13 protein-coding genes and 1 tRNA gene are annotated in these 16,619 nt (G+C 74.1%); 6 read left to right on the plus strand and 8 right to left on the minus strand.

Going from position 1 to position 16,619, the window contains the following annotated elements; translation table 11 throughout:
• Window positions 1–36 precede the first annotated feature (36 nt).
• The 8 genes from prfA to ABIQ69_RS10995 all read right to left on the minus strand — a co-directional run bounded on the left by prfA (window position 37) and on the right by ABIQ69_RS10995 (window position 10,952).
• Window positions 37–1,116, minus strand: a complete 1,080-nt coding sequence (gene prfA / locus ABIQ69_RS10960) for a peptide chain release factor 1 (protein WP_350347151.1) — start codon at window positions 1,114–1,116, stop codon at window positions 37–39.
• A gap of 7 nt (window positions 1,117–1,123) precedes the next feature.
• Window positions 1,124–3,352 carry a transcription termination factor Rho gene (rho, locus tag ABIQ69_RS10965; protein ID WP_350347152.1) on the minus strand — a complete coding sequence of 743 codons (2,229 nt, stop codon included), beginning with the start codon at window positions 3,350–3,352 and terminating at the stop codon, window positions 1,124–1,126.
• Between the two features lie 244 nt (window positions 3,353–3,596).
• Window positions 3,597–4,541 carry a homoserine kinase gene (gene thrB / locus ABIQ69_RS10970; RefSeq protein WP_350347153.1) on the minus strand — a complete coding sequence of 315 codons (945 nt, stop codon included), beginning with the start codon at window positions 4,539–4,541 and terminating at the stop codon, window positions 3,597–3,599.
• On the minus strand, window positions 4,538–5,635 hold the full coding sequence (thrC, locus tag ABIQ69_RS10975; protein WP_350347154.1) for a threonine synthase: 1,098 nt from the start codon (window positions 5,633–5,635) through the stop codon (window positions 4,538–4,540). The genes thrB and thrC overlap by 4 nt, the downstream gene beginning before the upstream one ends.
• Window positions 5,632–6,939: a homoserine dehydrogenase gene (locus ABIQ69_RS10980; protein ID WP_350347155.1), complete on the minus strand. Its 1,308-nt coding sequence runs from the start codon at window positions 6,937–6,939 to the stop codon at window positions 5,632–5,634. Before ABIQ69_RS10980 ends, thrC begins: the two co-directional genes overlap by 4 nt.
• On the minus strand, window positions 6,936–8,342 hold the full coding sequence (gene lysA / locus ABIQ69_RS10985) for a diaminopimelate decarboxylase (protein WP_350347156.1): 1,407 nt from the start codon (window positions 8,340–8,342) through the stop codon (window positions 6,936–6,938). Before lysA ends, ABIQ69_RS10980 begins: the two co-directional genes overlap by 4 nt.
• Before the next feature lie 190 nt (window positions 8,343–8,532).
• Window positions 8,533–9,276, minus strand: coding sequence for a DUF2993 domain-containing protein (locus ABIQ69_RS10990; protein WP_350347157.1), 744 nt, complete (start codon window positions 9,274–9,276; stop codon window positions 8,533–8,535).
• Between the two features lie 2 nt (window positions 9,277–9,278).
• Window positions 9,279–10,952 (minus strand): arginine--tRNA ligase, encoded by a 1,674-nt coding sequence (locus tag ABIQ69_RS10995; RefSeq protein WP_350347158.1) that lies wholly within the window; start codon window positions 10,950–10,952, stop codon window positions 9,279–9,281.
• 39 nt (window positions 10,953–10,991) lie between these two features.
• Here ABIQ69_RS10995 and ABIQ69_RS11000 point away from each other — a divergent pair, with 39 nt between their 5' ends.
• The 6 genes from ABIQ69_RS11000 to ABIQ69_RS11025 all read left to right on the plus strand — a co-directional run bounded on the left by ABIQ69_RS11000 (window position 10,992) and on the right by ABIQ69_RS11025 (window position 16,538).
• A complete protein-coding gene (locus ABIQ69_RS11000) occupies window positions 10,992–11,612 on the plus strand; it encodes an iron ABC transporter ATP-binding protein (RefSeq protein ID WP_350347159.1) in 621 nt (206 codons plus the stop codon).
• A gap of 11 nt (window positions 11,613–11,623) precedes the next feature.
• On the plus strand, window positions 11,624–12,760 hold the full coding sequence (locus tag ABIQ69_RS11005; protein WP_350347160.1) for an ROK family transcriptional regulator: 1,137 nt from the start codon (window positions 11,624–11,626) through the stop codon (window positions 12,758–12,760).
• Window positions 12,761–12,833: 73 nt separating this feature from the next.
• Window positions 12,834–12,906, plus strand: a tRNA-Arg gene (locus tag ABIQ69_RS11010).
• Between the two features lie 151 nt (window positions 12,907–13,057).
• Complete coding sequence (locus ABIQ69_RS11015; protein WP_350347161.1) at window positions 13,058–13,591, plus strand: SigE family RNA polymerase sigma factor; 534 nt, start codon at window positions 13,058–13,060, stop codon at window positions 13,589–13,591.
• Window positions 13,578–14,399 (plus strand): hypothetical protein, encoded by an 822-nt coding sequence (locus ABIQ69_RS11020; protein ID WP_350347162.1) that lies wholly within the window; start codon window positions 13,578–13,580, stop codon window positions 14,397–14,399. Before ABIQ69_RS11015 ends, ABIQ69_RS11020 begins: the two co-directional genes overlap by 14 nt.
• A 147-nt stretch (window positions 14,400–14,546) precedes the next feature.
• Window positions 14,547–16,538: a TPM domain-containing protein gene (locus ABIQ69_RS11025; RefSeq protein ID WP_350347163.1), complete on the plus strand. Its 1,992-nt coding sequence runs from the start codon at window positions 14,547–14,549 to the stop codon at window positions 16,536–16,538.
• Window positions 16,539–16,619 lie beyond the last annotated feature (81 nt).

The following is a 16,619-nucleotide window of genomic DNA, read 5'->3' on the forward strand; positions in this document are numbered from 1 at the left end:
GAGCGCGCTGCGCGCCGCCGGCCGCCGCGCGCGGCGTCAGGCCTGGTCGCCGAGGTCGGCGAGCCGCGCCTCCTCGTCGGCGCGGACAGCCGACTCGATGACGGGGTCGAGGGCGCCGTCCATGACCTGATCGAGGTTGTACGCCTTGTAGCCGGTGCGGTGGTCCGCGATGCGGTTCTCGGGGAAGTTGTAGGTGCGGATGCGCTCGGAGCGGTCCATGGAGCGGATCTGCGACTTCCGCGCGTCGGATGCCGCGGCCGCGAGCTCCTCCTGCTGCCGGGCGAGCAGACGGGCGCGGAGCACGCGCATCGCCGCTTCACGGTTCTGCAGCTGCGACTTCTCGTTCTGCATCGACACGACGATGCCCGTCGGCAGGTGCGTGATGCGCACCGCCGAGTCGGTCGTGTTCACCGACTGGCCGCCGGGGCCGCTCGAGCGGTACACGTCGATCTTCAGGTCGTTCTGGTTGATGTCGACCTCTTCGGGCTCGTCGACCTCGGGGAAGACGAGCACGCCCGTCGTGGACGTGTGGATGCGCCCCTGGGTCTCGGTGACGGGGACCCGCTGCACGCGGTGCACCCCGCCCTCGTACTTGAGGTGCGCCCACACGCCCTGCGACGGGTCGGTCGCGTTCGACTTGATCGCGACCTGCACGTTCTTGTAGCCACCGAGATCGGACTCGTCGCGCTCGAGGAGCTCCGTCTTCCACCCCTTCGACTGCGCGTACTGGATGTACATGCGCAGCAGATCGGCGGCGAAGAGGGCGCTCTCGGCGCCGCCCTCACCACCCTTGATCTCCATGATCACGTCGCGCCCGTCGTCGGGGTCGCGCGGGATCAGCAGACGCCGGAGCTTCTCCTGCGCGTCGGCGAGGGCCTTTTCGAGGGCGGGCACCTCCTCGGCGAAGGCGTCGTCCTCCTTGGCAAGCTCACGCGCGGCGGAGAGGTCCTCCTGCGCCTGCAGCCAGGCCGTGTGCGCGGCGACGATGCGGGAGAGCTCGGCGTAGCGCCGGTTCACCCGCTTCGCTCGCGCGGCGTCGGCGTGCAGCGCCGGCTCGGCGAGCTCGTTCTGGAGCTCGCCGTGCTCGGCGATCAGCGCCTGGACGGACTCGAACACGACGGCCTCAGCGGTGGTCGGACTCGTGCCCGTGCCCGCCGCCGTTGGCGCCGTGCCCGTTGCCCACCGGAGCGGACTTCTGCATGAGCAGCAGGAACTCGGTGTTCGACTGGGTCTCGCGGAGCCGGCCGAGCACCGCCTCGAGGGCCTGCTGGGGCTCGAGGCCGGCGAGGGCGCGGCGGAGCTTCCAGGTGATCTTCACCTCGTCGGGGCTCAGCAGCATCTCCTCGCGACGCGTCGACGACGCGTTGACGTCGACGGCGGGGAAGATGCGCTTGTCGGCGAGCTGGCGCGAGAGGCGCAGCTCGGAGTTGCCGGTGCCCTTGAACTCCTCGAAGATCACCTCGTCCATCTTCGAGCCGGTCTCGACGAGCGCGGTGGCGAGGATGGTGAGCGAGCCGCCGTTCTCGATGTTGCGCGCTGCGCCGAAGAACCGCTTGGGCGGGTACAGCGCCGAGGCGTCGACACCGCCGGAGAGGATGCGACCGGATGCCGGGGCCGCGAGGTTGTACGCACGGCCGAGGCGGGTGATCGAGTCGAGCAGCACGACGACGTCGTGGCCGAGCTCGACGAGGCGCTTCGCGCGCTCGATGGCGAGCTCGGCGACCGTCGTGTGGTCTTCGGCGGGACGGTCGAAGGTCGAGGCGATGACCTCGCCCTTCACCGTGCGCTGCATGTCGGTGACCTCTTCGGGCCGCTCGTCGACCAGCACCACCATGAGGTGGACCTCGGGGTTGTTGATCGAGATGGCGTTCGCGATCTGCTGGAGCACGATCGTCTTGCCGGCCTTGGGCGGCGCGACGATGAGGCCGCGCTGGCCCTTGCCGATGGGCGCGACGAGGTCGATGATGCGCTGGGTGAGCTTCGTCGGCTCGGTCTCCAGCCGCAGGCGATCCTGCGGGTAGAGCGGGGTGAGCTTCTGGAAGTCGACGCGGGCGGCGGCCTCTTCGGCGGTCTGCCCGTTGATCGAGTCGACCTTGACCAGCGCGTTGTACTTCTGGCGGCTGTTGCCCTCGCCATCGCGCGGCTGCTTGATCGCGCCGACGACGGCGTCGCCCTTGCGCAGGTGGTACTTCTTCACCTGGCCGAGCGAGACGTAGACGTCGCTCGGGCCGGGCAGGTAGCCGGTGGTGCGCACGAAGGCGTAGTTGTCGAGGACGTCGAGGATGCCCGCGATCGGGATGAGCACGTCGTCGTCGAGGATCTCGGGCTCGATCTCATCACCGGCGCCCTGGCCGCGGCGCTTGCGGTCGCGGTACCGGTTGCGGCGCCCGCCCTCGGCCTCGGCCTGGTCGCGGTCCTGCTGCGCGTCACGGCCGCCCTGGCGAGCGGGCTGCTGTCCGCCCTTGTCGCCCTTCTCGGACTGGCCCTTCTCGGCCTGGTCGCGACCCTCGCCCTGGCGGTCGCCGCGAGGCTCGTCGGCCTTGCGGCCCTCGCCGTTCTGGCGGCCCTGGCGCTCGTTCTCCCCCTTGGCGGCGTCGCCGCCGCGGTCGCGGTCGCCGCCGCGGCGGCCCCGGTTCCGGCTCCGGCCCTGGCGGGGCTGCTCGGCGGGGGTGTCGCCGTCGGCCTGCGGCTCGCCCTCGCGGGCGGCGCCGGTGGCGGCGGCGAGCTCTTCGCGGACGGCCGCGCGCGCGGCCTCACGGGCGGCGTCATCGTCGGTCTGGACGGGTGCGGCGGCGGCCGCGTCGGCCGGGGCGTCGCCGGAGACGGCGTCGGCCGGCACGAGCGCGACGCCGGCGTCGGCGCCGTTCACGTGGATGGCGGCCGCGGTGGCGCTGGTGGCCCGGCGCGGCTGGCGGCCGCGGCGCTGCTGCGCGGGTGCCTCGACGGTGGGCGCGACGTCGGCCGGAGCCTGCGCGTCCGCGGCGGGCGACTCGGCGGGCGCGGGCGCGTCGGCAGCGGCTGCGTCGACGTCGGACGCATCGGCGGCCAGCGCGGATGCCTCGGGCGCGGCGGCCTCGGCCTCGGCGACCGCCTCGGCGGCGGCCTGAGCGGTCGGCGCGGCGGGTGCGGTCGCGGCCGCGGCAGGCGCGTCGGCGCTGGGCGCGTCAGCGGCGGGAGCCGCCTCCTGCCCCTCCTGGGTGGCGGAGATCAACTCCACGAGTTCTCCTTTTCGGCGCTTCGAAGCGCCCGCGATGCCGAGGGAGTTCGCCAGTTCGACGAGCTCCGCGACCTTCATCGCGCTCAGGCGAGCGCGGTTCGCGGCGCCCTCGACGTGTTCGGGTGCGTTGGTCACTGGAATGTGGTCCTTTCCCCCGGGTGCGAGAGACGCCCTCCGGGAGACCTGGTCGCCATGCGGATCGGGACGTAGCGCACGAAGGCGCGAACCCGCGCGTGGCGAGAGCAAAACTGCTGGGAAATCGCACGATGCGGCTGGGGACGCGTTCGATGCGTTCACTGCCGGGTGCCGTCCCATGCTATCACCCGGGTCGGCCCCAACCGGAATCGCGACGCGCCGCCTGTGGAGGAGCGCTCGCCGGTCAGGCCGCGGCGGACGTCACGGTCGCGCCCTTGAAGTCCACCGCGAGCGGCAGCGCCTGCCACGCCGTGTCGGCCTCGGCCTCGACGAGACGCACCGCGTCGGCGCGCTCGCTGGGGTCGCTCGCGAGCACCAGGATCGACGGCCCGGCGCCCGACACGACGGCGGGATGCCCCGCGCCGCGCAGCGCCTTGATCAGTCGATCGGTCTCGGGCATCGCCTCGGCGCGGTACGCCTGGTGCAGTTTGTCCTCGGTCGCCTGCAGCAGCAGCTCGGGGCTCTGGATGAGGGCGGCGACGAGCAGCGCCGAGCGCGACACGTTGAACACCGCGTCCTCGTGCGGCACCGATGCGGGCTGCAGGGAGCGGGCGAGCGCCGTCGACATCTCGTGCTCGGGCACGAGCACGAGCGGCGAGACGCCGCGGTGGACGATGAGCTTCTTGTGGCGGGGACCGTCGGGCGTCACCCAAGCGATCGTGAGGCCGCCGAAGAGGGCGGGTGCGACGTTGTCGGGATGCCCCTCGAGCTCGGTCGCGAGCTCGAGCAGGTCGTCGGCCGTGAACGACTCGACGCCCTCGAGGAGCCCCTTCGCCGCCATCACCCCGGCGACGATCGCCGCCCCGGAGGAGCCGAGCCCCCGGCCGTGCGGGATCGCGTTGCGCGCCACGAGACGGATCGGGGGAAGCTCGCGGCCGCGGCTCGCGAACGTGTGCGCCATCGAGCGGACGACGAGGTGCGAGGCATCCAACGGCACCTCGCCCGCGCCCACGCCGTGCACCTCGATCTCGAGACCGGGATGGTCGAGCACCCGCACCTCGAGCTCGTCGTAGAGCGCCAGCGCGAGGCCGAGCGTGTCGAAGCCGGGGCCGAGGTTCGCCGAGGTGGCCGGCACCTTCACCTGCACCGCCCGGCCCGCGAGCGTCGCGTCGGTCGCGACCTCGCTCATGACGCGAGCCCGAGGACCGCGGCGATCTGCGCCACGTCGACGGGGACGACGGTCGGGGCGACCTCCCCGCCGTCGGCGGTGCGGAGCGCCCACTGCGGGTCCTTCAGGCCGTGGCCGGTGACCGTGAGGACGACGCGCGACCCGGCCGGGACGGCGCCCGCCTCGGCGCGCTCGAGGAGGCCCGCGACCGAGATCGCCGACGCCGGCTCGACGAAGATGCCGACCTCGGCCGACAGGATGCGCTGCGCCTCGAGGATCTTCGCGTCCTCGATGGCGCCGAAGTAGCCGTCGGTCTCGTCGCGCGCAGCGAGCGCGAGCTCCCACGACGCCGGGTTGCCGATGCGGATGGCGCTCGCGATGGTGTCGGGATCCTTCACGGGCTCGCCGCGCACGATCGGCGCGGAGCCGGCCGCCTGGAACCCGAACATGCGGGGCATCCGCGTCGAGTTGCCGGCCGCGAGGTCTTCGCGGTAGCCGCGCGTGTACGCGGTGTAGTTGCCGGCGTTGCCGACCGGGATGAAGTGGAGGTCGGGCGCGTCGCCCAGCACCTCGACGACCTCGAACGCCGCCGTCTTCTGCCCCTCGATGCGGTCGTTGTTCACCGAGTTCACGAGGTGCACGGGGTAGTTCGCCGCGAGGTCGCGCGCGATGTCGAGGCAGTCGTCGAAGTTGCCCTGCACCTGCAGCAGGTGGGCGTTGTGGGCGATCGCCTGGCTCAGCTTGCCCATCGCGATCTTCCCCTCGGGCACGAGCACCGCGGCGGAGATCCCGGCGTGGGTCGCGTACGCCGCCGCCGAGGCCGACGTGTTGCCCGTCGAGGCGCAGATGACGACCTTCGCACCGTGCTCGACCGCCTTGGTGACGGCCATGGTCATGCCGCGGTCTTTGAAGGAGCCCGTCGGGTTCATGCCCTCGAACTTCACCCAGACGTCGGCGCCGGTCCGGCGCGAGAGCGCCGGCGCCGGCAGCAGCGGCGTGCCGCCCTCGCCGAGCGTGACGACGGGCGTGGCATCCGTGACGTCGAGCCGGTGCGCGTACTCGCGGATGACCCCGCGCCACTGGCGCGAGTCGGGCTTCGGGGTGGGGTGGTTCACACTGCTCCTTCGACTCGGAGGACGGATGCGACGGATGCCACGACGGGGGCGTCCGCGAGGGCGGCGACGGTGTCGGCGAGGGCCTGCTCGGTGGCCTCGTGCGTCCCGATCACCAGCGTAGCCGTGCCGCTCTCGGCGACGGTCTGCTGCAGCTGCTCGACCGAGACGCCGTGCTCGGCGAAGAGGTGCGCGATCGCGGCGAGGACGCCCGGCTCGTCGGTGACCTCGAGGGTGATCGAGTACCGAGTGGTGATGCGGCCGATGGGCAGCACCGCGATGTCGGCGTGGGTCGACTCGCTCGTGCCCGGCCCGCCGACGACGTGGCGGCGGGCGATGGCGACGAGGTCGCCGAGGACGGCGGACGCCGTCTGCACTCCCCCGGCGCCGGCCCCGTAGAACATCAGCGGCCCGGCCGCGGATGCCTCGACGAACACGGCGTTGTTCGCGCCGTGCACCGCCGCCAGCGGGTGCTGACGCGGCACGAGCGCGGGGTACACGCGCACCGAGATGCCGTCTTCGCCGGTCTCGGAGTCGGTCAGCCGCTCGCAGATCGCGAGGAGCTTCACCACGAAGCCCGCGCGCTTGGCCGACTCGACCTGCGCGGCCGTGACGCCGGTGATGCCCTCGCGGTGCACGGCCTCGACCGGGACGCTCGTGTGGAACGCGAGGCTCGCGAGGATCGTGGCCTTCTGCGCGGCGTCGTAGCCGCCGATGTCCGCCGTCGGGTCGGCCTCGGCGTAGCCGAGCTCGGTCGCGGTGGCCAACGCGTCCTCGAGTGAGGCGCCGGTGGAGTCCATCCGGTCGAGGATGTAGTTCGTCGTGCCGTTCACGATGCCGAGGATGCGTTCGATGCGATCGCCCGCGAGGCTTTCGCGCAGGGGCCGGATGATGGGGATGGCTCCTGCCACGGCCGCCTCGTACGACAGCTGCGCCCCGACCTGCTCGGCGGCGGCGAACAGCTCGGGGCCGTGCGCGGCGAGCAGCGCCTTGTTGCCGGTGACGACGTCGGCGCCCGACGCGATCGCCTGCAGCACGAGGGTGCGGGCGGGCTCGACGCCGCCCATGAGTTCGACGACGATGTCGGCGCCGAGGATGAGCTCTTCGGCGTCCGTGGTGAGCAGTTCGCGGGGCAGCTCGACGTCGCGCCGCGCGTCGAGGTCGCGCACGGCGATGCCGACCAGTTCGATCCGCGCCCCGATGCGAGCGGCCAGCTCGTCGCCGTGCTCGAGCAGCAGACGTGCCACTTGCGAGCCGACCGAGCCGGCGCCGAGCAGCGCCACGCGGATGGAACGGTACTCGATCATGCAGGGGTCCCTTCGATGCCGTCGGACGCGTCGATGCCGGCGTCGCGGGCGAGCAGGTCGGCCTCGGTCTCGCCTCGGACGATGACCCGCGCCTGGCCGTCGCGGACGGCGACGACCGGGGGGCGCGGCACGTGGTTGTAGTTGCTCGCGAGCGACCAGCAGTAGGCGCCCGTCGCGGCGACGGCGACGAGATCGCCGGGGCCGACGTCGTGGGGCAGCCAGTCGGCGTCGACGACGATGTCGCCCGACTCGCAGTGCTTGCCGGCGACGCGCACCAGCGCGGCCGGGGCATCCGATCGCCTCGACGCGAGCCGGACCGTGTACGCGGCGCCGTACAGGGCGGTGCGGACGTTGTCGCTCATGCCGCCGTCGACGGAGACGTAGTGCCGCCAGCCGTCGTCGGTCGGGACCGGCTTGACCGTGCCGACGGTGTACAGCGTCACGCCGGCGGGGCCGACGATCGACCGGCCGGGCTCGAACGCGAGGCGCGGCACCCGGACGCCGTGCGCCTCGCAGGCGGCGGCGACCGCGTCAGCGATGCCGTCGGCGATGCGCTCGATGGGTGCGGGCCGGTCGGCCTCGGTGTAGGCGATGCCGAATCCGCCGCCGAGGTTCAGCTCGGGCACCGGTGCGACGCGGTCGAGCTCCGCGTGGACGGCGATGAGGCGTTCGGCGGACTCCGCGAATCCGGCCGCGTCGAAGATCTGCGACCCGATGTGGCAGTGCAGTCCGAGGAACTCGAGCGAGTCGTGCTCGCGGATGCGGGCGCCGAGCTCGACGGCGCGCGAGAGCGGCACGCCGAACTTCTGGTCTTCGTGGGCCGTGGCGAGGAACTCGTGCGTCGAGGCGTGGACGCCGCTGTTCACGCGCAGCCGGACCCGCTGCACCCGGCCGGCCCGCGCCGCGGCCTCGGCGACCCGCTCGATCTCGATCTCGCTGTCGATGATGAGCGCGCCGACGCCGGCGTCGACCGCGCGCGCGATCTCGCCGACCGACTTGTTGTTTCCGTGGAAGCCGAGGCGGCTGGGGTCGGCACCCGCGGCGAGGGCGACCGCGAGCTCGCCGCCCGTGCAGACGTCGACGCCGAGCCCGGCCTCGGTCACCCACCGGACGATCGCCGTGGAGAGGAACGCCTTGCCCGCGTAGTACACGGTCGCCTGCGAGCCGATGCGCCGGGCCGCGGCGTCGAACGCCTCGCGGAACCGTTCGGCCCGCTCCCGCACCACCGCCTCGTCCACCACGTAGAGCGGCGTGCCGAACTGCTCGGCGAGCGCGACGGCGTCGACCCCGCCGACGACGAGCCGGCCTTCGGCGTCGCGCGCCGCGCCCTGCGGCCAGACCTCGGGCGCGAGGGCGTTCGGATCGGCCGGCGCGGCCGGGACGGCGGAAACGGTGGATGCCACGGAGACCTCACGGGGACGAAGGGAACGAATCGATCACTCGGACGGCGAGCGAACCCGGATCGGTTCCTGAAGCCACGGTGTGGGGAGCCCTTGTGGGGCGACGCACCCGTGCGAGTCTATCGGGGCTCGCGGGGCGGGCCGAATCGCGTGACGGCGGCGTGACGCTCGCGCGGCGCTCGTGGTCGCGGTGCTACCCGCAGGTGCCCGTCTGCTCCAGATGCGCCTCGTCGAGGACGAGCCCGGTGGCCTCGAGCCGCACGACGGCATCGTCGGGCGACACTGCGATCGCCGCGACCTCGACGCCCGCCGGCAGCGACTCGGCGGTGCACACCGTCAGCGGGTCGCCGTCGAGGACGGCCGCCGTCACCCGGGACAGGTCGATGGTCGCGCCGCCCGCGCCCACCTCGACGCCGACGGGTCGCAGCAGCACGCGATCCCCGGCCGCCTCCGGCTCGGCGGTCGCGGAGTACCGGATCGGGATGCCGAGCACCTCGACCGAGCCGTCGTAGCCGACGACGCCGTCGCCCAGCGTGAACCCGCCGGGAACGCCCTGCGCGAGCGCCAGCGTGTTCAGAGCGTCCTCGTCGAGCCGGATCGTCGCGTCGATGCGGTCGACGGGCTGCGACAGGTCGAGCGGCACGCCCTGCGCGAGGACGTCGACCGACATGGGCGCGCCGTCGACGACGAGCTCGGGCGCGGAGAGCTCGACCTGCTCGGCCCGCCCGACGATCAGCTGGGCCAGCACCGAGAACCCGCCCACGCGCGCCTGGACCTCGCCCGACACGCCCTCGGGCAGCGCCGCCTCGACCTCGGACTCGAGGCGGTCCTCCGCCGCGGCGCGCACGCCGAAGTCCGCCACCACGAGCACGATCGCGAGGGCCGCCAGCACGATGCCGGCGATGATCCAGCCGCGAGCGGCGCGGGCGACGGCCACGGTCACATCCGCTCGGGAGCCGACACGCCGAGCAGGTCGAGGCCGTTGCGCACGACCTGCCCGGTGGCGTCGTTGAGCCACAGCCTGGTGCGGTGCAGGTCGGTCACCGGCTCGTCGCCGAGCGGGATGACCCGGCACGTGTCGTACCAGCGGTGGTAGAGGCCCGCGAGCTCCTCGATGTAGCGCGCGATGCGGTGGGGCTCACGGAGCTCCGCCGCCTGCGCGACGATCCGCGGGAACTCCTGCAGCGCGCCGAGCAGCGCCGACTCGGTCTCGTGCTCGAGCAGCTCGGGGGCGAACGCCGAGCGGTCGACCCCGGAGGCCAGCGCGTTGCGCGCGACGGCCGCTGTGCGGGCGTGCGCGTACTGCACGTAGAACACGGGGTTGTCGTTGGTGCGCCGCTTCAGCACCTCGGGGTCGATCGCGATGGGCGAATCGGCGGGATACCTCGCGAGCGTGTACCGCAGCGCGTCCGTGCCGAGCCACGCCTGCAGATCGTCGAGCTCGATGATGTTGCCCGCGCGCTTGGACAGCTTCGCGCCGTTGATGCTCACGAGCTGGCCGATGAGCACCTCGATGTCGCGCTTCGGGTCGTCGCCCGCGGCGCCGGCGAGCGCCTTCAGGCGGTGCACGTACCCGTGGTGGTCGGCGCCGAGGAGGTAGATCTTGTGCCGGAACCCGCGGTCGCCCTTGTCGAGGTAGTAGGCGGCGTCGGCGGCGAAGTAGGTCGGCACGCCGTTGCCGCGCACGAACACGCGGTCCTTGTCGTCGCCGAAGTCGGTGGTCTTCACCCAGACGGCGTCCTCGGCGTCGTACACATGGCCCTGCGCGCGGAGGCGTTCGAGGGCGGTGTCGATCGCCGAGAGCCCGTCGGCGTCCTTCGCGTGCAGGCGGCGCTCGCTGGTCCAGACGTCGAAGTGCACGTTGAAGCGTTCGAGCGACGCCGAGATCTCCGCGAGCTGCAGCTCGTAGGCGATCTCGCGTGCGGTGTGAAGCGCGACCTGATCGTCGAACTCGAGCAGGTGCGGCTCGCGCTCGAGCACCTGGGCGGCGAGCTCGGCGATGTAGGCGCCCGGGTAGCCGCCCTCGGGCGTCGGCTCGCCCTTGGCGGCGGCCAGCACGCTCTCGCCGAACTTGTCCATCTGGGCGCCGGCGTCGTTGATGTAGTACTCGTTGGCGACCACGGCGCCGGCCGCGCGGAGCACGCGCCCGATCGAGTCGCCGAGCGCGGCCCACCTGGTGTGGCCGATGTGCAGCGGCCCGGTCGGGTTGGCCGAGACGAACTCGATGTTGATGGTCTCGCCGGCGAGCGCGTCGCCGTGTCCGTAGGAGGCGCCGGCCTCGACGATGGTGCGCGCGAGGGCGCCGGCGGCCGCGGCGTCGAGCCGGATGTTGATGAAGCCGGGGCCTGCGACCTCGGCGCTCGCGACGCCGTCGACCGCGGCGAGGCCGGCCGCGAGCTCGGTGGCGAGCTCGCGGGGGCTGGTGCCGAGGGGCTTCGCCGCGCGCATCGCGATGTTGGAGGCCCAGTCGCCATGCTCGCGGAGTTTCGGCCGCTCGAGCACGATCTGCTCGGGCGCGAGCTCGAGCGCGACCTCGTCTCCGGCGGCACGACGTCGCTCCACGATGGTGGTCACGAGGTCGTACAGGGCACGCGAGAGATCGGCTGGAGTCACCCGCAAATCCTACCCGCGCCGGTTGATAGGGTTCGTCACATGCTGCGCCTGCCCCGCCCTCACCGCGTCCGCCTGGCCGGCGCGGCGATCGCCGTCTCCGCGATCGCGCTGCTCGCCGCCTGCACCCCGGGCGAGCCCGAGCCGAGCGCGAGCACGTCCGCCTCGCCAGAGCCCTCGGCCGGGCCGACCGAGTCGACGCCGGCCGAGACCGAGGCCCCCGAGGAGACGTCGCCGCCGTTCGCCATCGAGTGCGACGTGCTGCTCACGCCGCAACAGGTGTACGACTTCAACCCGAACTTCGGCGCCGACCCCGGGTACGAGCCGTCGACGCCGCACGCGAAGGGCGTCGTCGAGGACGGCGGCACCGCGTGCGGCTGGCTGAACCAGACGAGCGGCGAGGTCATCGAGATCGCCGTCGCCACTCCGTCCGAGGGCGCACTCGCGAACCGCGCCAACGAGGCCGCCGCCGCCAGCACGCCGGTGCCCACGTACGGCACGCCGCCCGAGGTCGAGGGATACTTCAGCCGCTCGGGCGAACGCGGCGAGGCGCAGGTGTTCCGGGGGCCGTACTGGATCGTGATCTCCTCGACCGCCCTGTTCGAGCCGGGCGACGCCCAGCAGCTCGCGCAGGCCGTGCTCGGCAACCTGCCGGCGGCCTGAGCCGGCGCCCCATGGCAGCGACGACCGCCCAGGGCACGCCGTCCTGGCTCGGCGCGGTGAACGACCGGGTCGGCCTCGCGGCCCTGCTCGACCACGGCCCGCTGACCCGCATCGGCATCTGCGAGCTCGTCGGCGTCTCGAAGCCGACCGCCTCGCTCATGATGTCGCGCCTGATCGCCGCCGGCGTCGTCGAGGAGCAGGGCACGCGGACGGGCACGCCGGGCCGGAGCGCGGTGCTGTACGCGGCCCGTCTCGACCGGCCGCTCGGCGTCGCGGTCGATCTCGATGCGCACGAGCTGCGCGCCGCCGTGGTCGATGCCGCGGGGACCGACCATCCCGTCGTCCGCCGTCCCCTCGCCGAGGATCCGGCCGAGCGCTCGGCCGAGCGCGAGATCGCGCAGGCGATCGCCGACGCGTGCGCCGCGGCCGGCAGCGACCCCGACGCGGTCCGGACGGTGTGCATCGGCATCCCGGGCTACGTCGACCCGGGCGGGGCCGGGGAGCTCTTCACGGAGACGCTGCCCGGCTGGCCGTCGACCGGGCTCCGCGACCGGCTCGAGGAGGCCCTCGGAAGGCGGGTGCTCATCGAGAACGACGTGAACCTCGCGGCGATCGCCGAGCGCCGCCGCGGCGCGGGGCTCGATCACCAGGAGTTCGCCCTCCTGTGGCTCGGGAACGGCGTGGGCGCCTCGTTCGACCTCGGCGGCGAGCTGTACCGCGGCACCTTCGGCGGCGCCGGCGAGATCGGCTTCCTCCCGGTGTCGGCCGACGCCGGGGCCCTCGATCCGACCGCTCGGAGCCTGCAGGACCTCGTCGGAGGCCGGGCTGTGGCGGCGCTCACGGGCGGCGCCGCGCCGACGGCCGAGCAACTCGACGCGCTGGCGGAGCGGATCGCGCACGCCGCGCTCCCGCTGCTCGCGGTGCTCGATCCCGGCTGCCTCGTGCTCGCGGGGCCGACGGCCGCCCTGGGCGGCGCGCCGCTCGCGGCCGCGGTGGAGTCCGCGATCCGCCGGATCAGCCGCTGGTATCCGGCGGTCCTCGCGACTGGCGTCACCACCGACCCGGTGCTCGCGGGCGCCCGCGAGTTCCTCAGGAACCGGGTGCGCGACGACCTCCTCGACACCGTCGCACGGCTCGCCGTCTCCTGACCCGGGTCCGCGTCCGGACGCCCCGCGATGGTCGGGAGCGGCCACCGCGAGGTGGTAATGTCTCTAGCTGTGCGCCTCCGTAGCTCAGGGGATAGAGCGCCGGTTTCCGGTACCGTAGGTCGGGGGTTCGAATCCCTCCGGGGGCACGTCGAGATGACGGATGACAGCGTGGTCGCCGGCATCGGAAACCCCTGAACCTCCCGGTTCGGGGGTTTCGTCGTTCCGGCACAACGTTCCTGTCCGGTCGTACGTCGGAATGGGTGACGGCGGATCGTCCGCCGTCGGGAGGAGCAGCCCGTGACGGGCACGTGGGACGCCGTGGCGACGCGCCTCGTCGCCGAGCGCGGCGACGCCCTCGTGCGGTACGCCTACCTGCTTACGGGCGACGACGCCGATGCCGCCGACCTAGTGCAGGACGCCCTCGTCCGCACCTTCGGACGGCCGCGGCCGTCGCTCACGCCCGAGCGGGCCGAGGCGTACGTGCGGCGGGCGGTGCTGAACGCGGTGATCGACCGGTCGCGACGGCGGGGCACCTGGCGGGGCATCCGTCATCTCGTCGGCAGCCCGTCGGTGCTCGACGCGCCGACCGAGGCGGCAGATCTGCGCCTGGACCTCGCGGAGCGCGTGCGCGCGCTCGCGCCGCGGCAGGCGGCGTGCATCGTGCTGCGCTACTACGACGATCTGACCGTCGACCAGGTCGCGGCGACGCTCGGGATCAGCTCGGGCGCGGTCAAGCGCTACCTGTCCGACGCGCTGCGGGCACTCTCCTCCGCGCTCGAGGTGGACGGCTCCGGCCGTCCGCGGAGAGGAGGCGCCGATGTCCGCGCCTGATCCCGACGACCTGCGTGAGAGCCTCCGACGGGCGGCGGATGCCGCGCCCGAGGCATCCCTCCGGATCGACGACGTACTCGACGGGGCGCGCCGGGCCCGCCGGCGCCGGCGCGCGGCGATCGCGGGCGGCACCGCCTCGGTGGCGGCGCTCATCGCGGCGGCCGGGCTCGCCGGCGGCCTCGCCGGGCTCGGCCCCTCCCCCGCCTCCGACTCCACGGTGGCGATCTCGGGGACGCCCGAGGCCGGCCTGGATGCGACACCGCAGGCCGACGAGGAGGCGGCCGCCGGCGTCGCCCCCCAGGACGAGCCGCCGTTCAGCGACGACCGCGTCGGCGTCGACCTGCTGTTCCGATGCGGCGAGGCGGCGCCCCCCGCGACGACGGCGGCGGATGCCTCGGCCGGCGGCCTGCTCGTCTCCGTCCGCGCGACCGGACCGGTGCGCCCCGGCGGCACCGGTGACGCGGTCGTCACCGTGACGAACACCGGCAGCGAGCCGGTCGCCGGCGTCGTCGCGGCGCCCATCGCGGTCGCGGTCGTCGACGGCGGCGGCACCGTGGTGTGGCGCAGCGACCCGCTCGGCGGCGAGGGCGAGGGCAGGTCGATCGGGCTCGCTGCCGGCGAGGCCGCGGAGATCCCCGTGAGCTTCACGGCCGGGCAGTGCGTGCCCGGCGAAGCGCCCGGTGCGGAGGCGGCGCTCCTCGACCCCGGCGCGTACGCCGTCGCCGCGGCGGTCGTCGTCACCGCGCCGGACCGACCCGGCCTGCCGCTCATCGCGGTCTCCGCGGCGGCCCCGCTCACCGTCGGCTGAGCCCGGCGCCCCGGCGTCCGCGGCGCAGACGGCCCCGAGCACCGCCGCCTGGGAGACCGCCGTGGACCGGCCGGGAGGCTGGGCCATAGACTCGGCTTCGTCCGGGCTGAACGGGGGAACGCGCAGGTGCTGAGGACGAGACGCTGGATGACCGTCGTCGCTGGAGCCGCGGTCGCGGTGGGCGCCGGACTCGGCCTCGCCGGTCCCGCCTTCGCCGAGGACCCGGTGCCGTTCGGCTCCTCGCCCGTGGTCGACACCGTGGGCGCGCTCGGCGACCGGGTCGCCGAGGTCGAGCAGGCCATCGACGAGGCGGCCGACCGCAGCGGACGGCAGCTGTTCGTCGCCTACGTGTCGACGTTCACGAACCCCGAGGCCGCCGCTGAGTGGGCGGACGACACCGCGATCGCGAACAACATGGGCGACGAAGACTATCTGCTCGCCGTAGCCGTTGACGGCCGCGCCTACTCGATTTCGGCCGCCGACGGGGCCTCACTCTCTGCCGAGGAGATCGACCGCATCTCCCGCGAGGTGGTGGAGCCCGAGCTGCGCGACGGCGACTGGGCCGGCGCGGCCATCGCGGCCGCCGAGGCGATCGGCGGCGACAGCGGCGGCGGCTGGGGCTGGGGCTTCATCTGGTTCCTCGTCATCGCCGGCGTCATCGTGGCCGTGATCGCGATCGTGCTCGCCCGACGGCGGAAGCGGGGCGGCACCGGGCACGGCGCGGCCCCGCAGGTGCCCGTCGAGGAGCTCCGCCGGCAGGCAGGTGGTGCGCTCGTCGCCGTCGACGACGCCATCCGCACCAGCGAGGAGGAGCTCGGCTTCGCCGTCGCCTCGTACGGCGAGGAGGCGACCGCGCCGTTCCGCGAGGCGCTCGCCACGGCGAAGGCCAAGGTCGCCGAGGCCTTCACGCTGCAGCAACGGCTCGACGACGCCGAGCCCGACAGCGACGAACAGCGGCGTGAGTGGTACTCCGCCATCATCCGGCTCGCCGGCGAGGCCGACGCCGTGCTCGACGAGCAGGCCGCCCAGTTCGACGAGCTCCGCGACCTCGAACGGCGGGCGCCCGAAGAGCTCGAGCGGCTCCGGCAGTCGGCGCAGCAGGCCGCGGCGCGCGTCGCGCCCGCCGTGCAGCGACTCGACGCCCTCCGGGCGCAGTACGCCGGGTCGGCGCTCGCGTCCGTCGCCGACAACCCCGCCCAGGCGGAGTCCCGGCTCGCATTCGCGCGTGAGGCGGTCGACCGCGCCCAGGCCGCGATCGCGGCCGGCGAGTCCGGTGACGCCGCGGTCGCGATCCGCGCCGGCGAGGAAGCCGTCGACCAGGCGGATGTGCTCACCGGAGCGATCGAACGCCTGGCCGCCGACCTCGCGGCCGCCGATCGTGCGGTCGCCGCCGGTGCCGCCGACCTCGAGCAGGATGCCGCGGCCGCCCACGGCCGGCAGGCCCCCGGTCTCGACGAGCTGGCCGAGGCCACCGCGGCCGAGGCGGCGGCGGTCCGAGAGGCGCTCGGCGCCCCGGGGCGCGACCCGCTCGCCCTGCAGGCCAGGGTCGAGCAGGCGAACGCCCGGATCGACGGTGCGCTCGGCGCAGCCCGGGAGGCCGAGGAGCAGGCCGCCCGCGCGGCCGCCCAGCTCGACCGGTCGCTGCTCTCGGCGAGGTCGCAGGTGCAGGCCGCCGAGGACTACCTCGTCGCACGGCGCGGCGCGATCGGGGCCGAGGCCAGAACGCGGCTCGCGGAGGCCGGGCGTCTGCTCGCCCTGGCCGAGCAGGTGCGCGCCGCCGATGCGGCGGCCGCGCTCCGCGACGCGCAGCGCGCCGAGCAGCTCGCGTCGGAGGCCATGCGGCTCGCCCAGCAGGACGTCGGCGGGTTCGGCGGCTTCGGCGGCGGCTCGACCGGGGGCTGGGGTGCTCCCTCGGGCGGCGGCGGTGGCGGCGGCGATCTCTTCGGTGCCGTGCTCGGCGGCATCCTGATCAACTCCGTGCTCGGCGGCGGCGGAGGCGGCGGCTTCGGCGGCGGCGGAGGCGGGTTCGGCGGCGGCCGCTCCGGCGGGTTCGGCGGCGGCTTCGGCGGCGGCCGCTCCCCCGGCAGCTTCGGCGGCGGCGGCACGCGCGGCCGCCGTGGGAGCGGAGGCCGATTCTGACGAGGCATCCCGGCTGATCCCGGCGGCCTCGACCCGAGGCGCCCATGACCCATCCGAACCGCGGCGCACGCCCCGTGCGCG

The sequence above is a fragment of the Agromyces sp. G08B096 genome (assembly GCF_040267705.1).
Lineage (GTDB): Bacteria > Actinomycetota > Actinomycetes > Actinomycetales > Microbacteriaceae > Agromyces.

Bases quoted from the DNA above. Each gene is read 5' to 3' on its own strand.
- thrB (WP_350347153.1), bottom strand. From the start codon at position 4,541: ATGAGCGAGGTCGCGACCGACGCGACGCTCGCGGGCCGGGCGGTGCAG.
- ABIQ69_RS11000 (WP_350347159.1), top strand. From the start codon at position 10,992: ATGCTGCGCCTGCCCCGCCCTCACCGCGTCCGCCTGGCCGGCGCGGCG.
- ABIQ69_RS11005 (WP_350347160.1), top strand. From the start codon at position 11,624: ATGGCAGCGACGACCGCCCAGGGCACGCCGTCCTGGCTCGGCGCGGTG.
- ABIQ69_RS11020 (WP_350347162.1), top strand. From the start codon at position 13,578: ATGTCCGCGCCTGATCCCGACGACCTGCGTGAGAGCCTCCGACGGGCG.
- ABIQ69_RS11025 (WP_350347163.1), top strand. From the start codon at position 14,547: ATGACCGTCGTCGCTGGAGCCGCGGTCGCGGTGGGCGCCGGACTCGGC.
- ABIQ69_RS10980 (WP_350347155.1), bottom strand. From the start codon at position 6,939: ATGATCGAGTACCGTTCCATCCGCGTGGCGCTGCTCGGCGCCGGCTCG.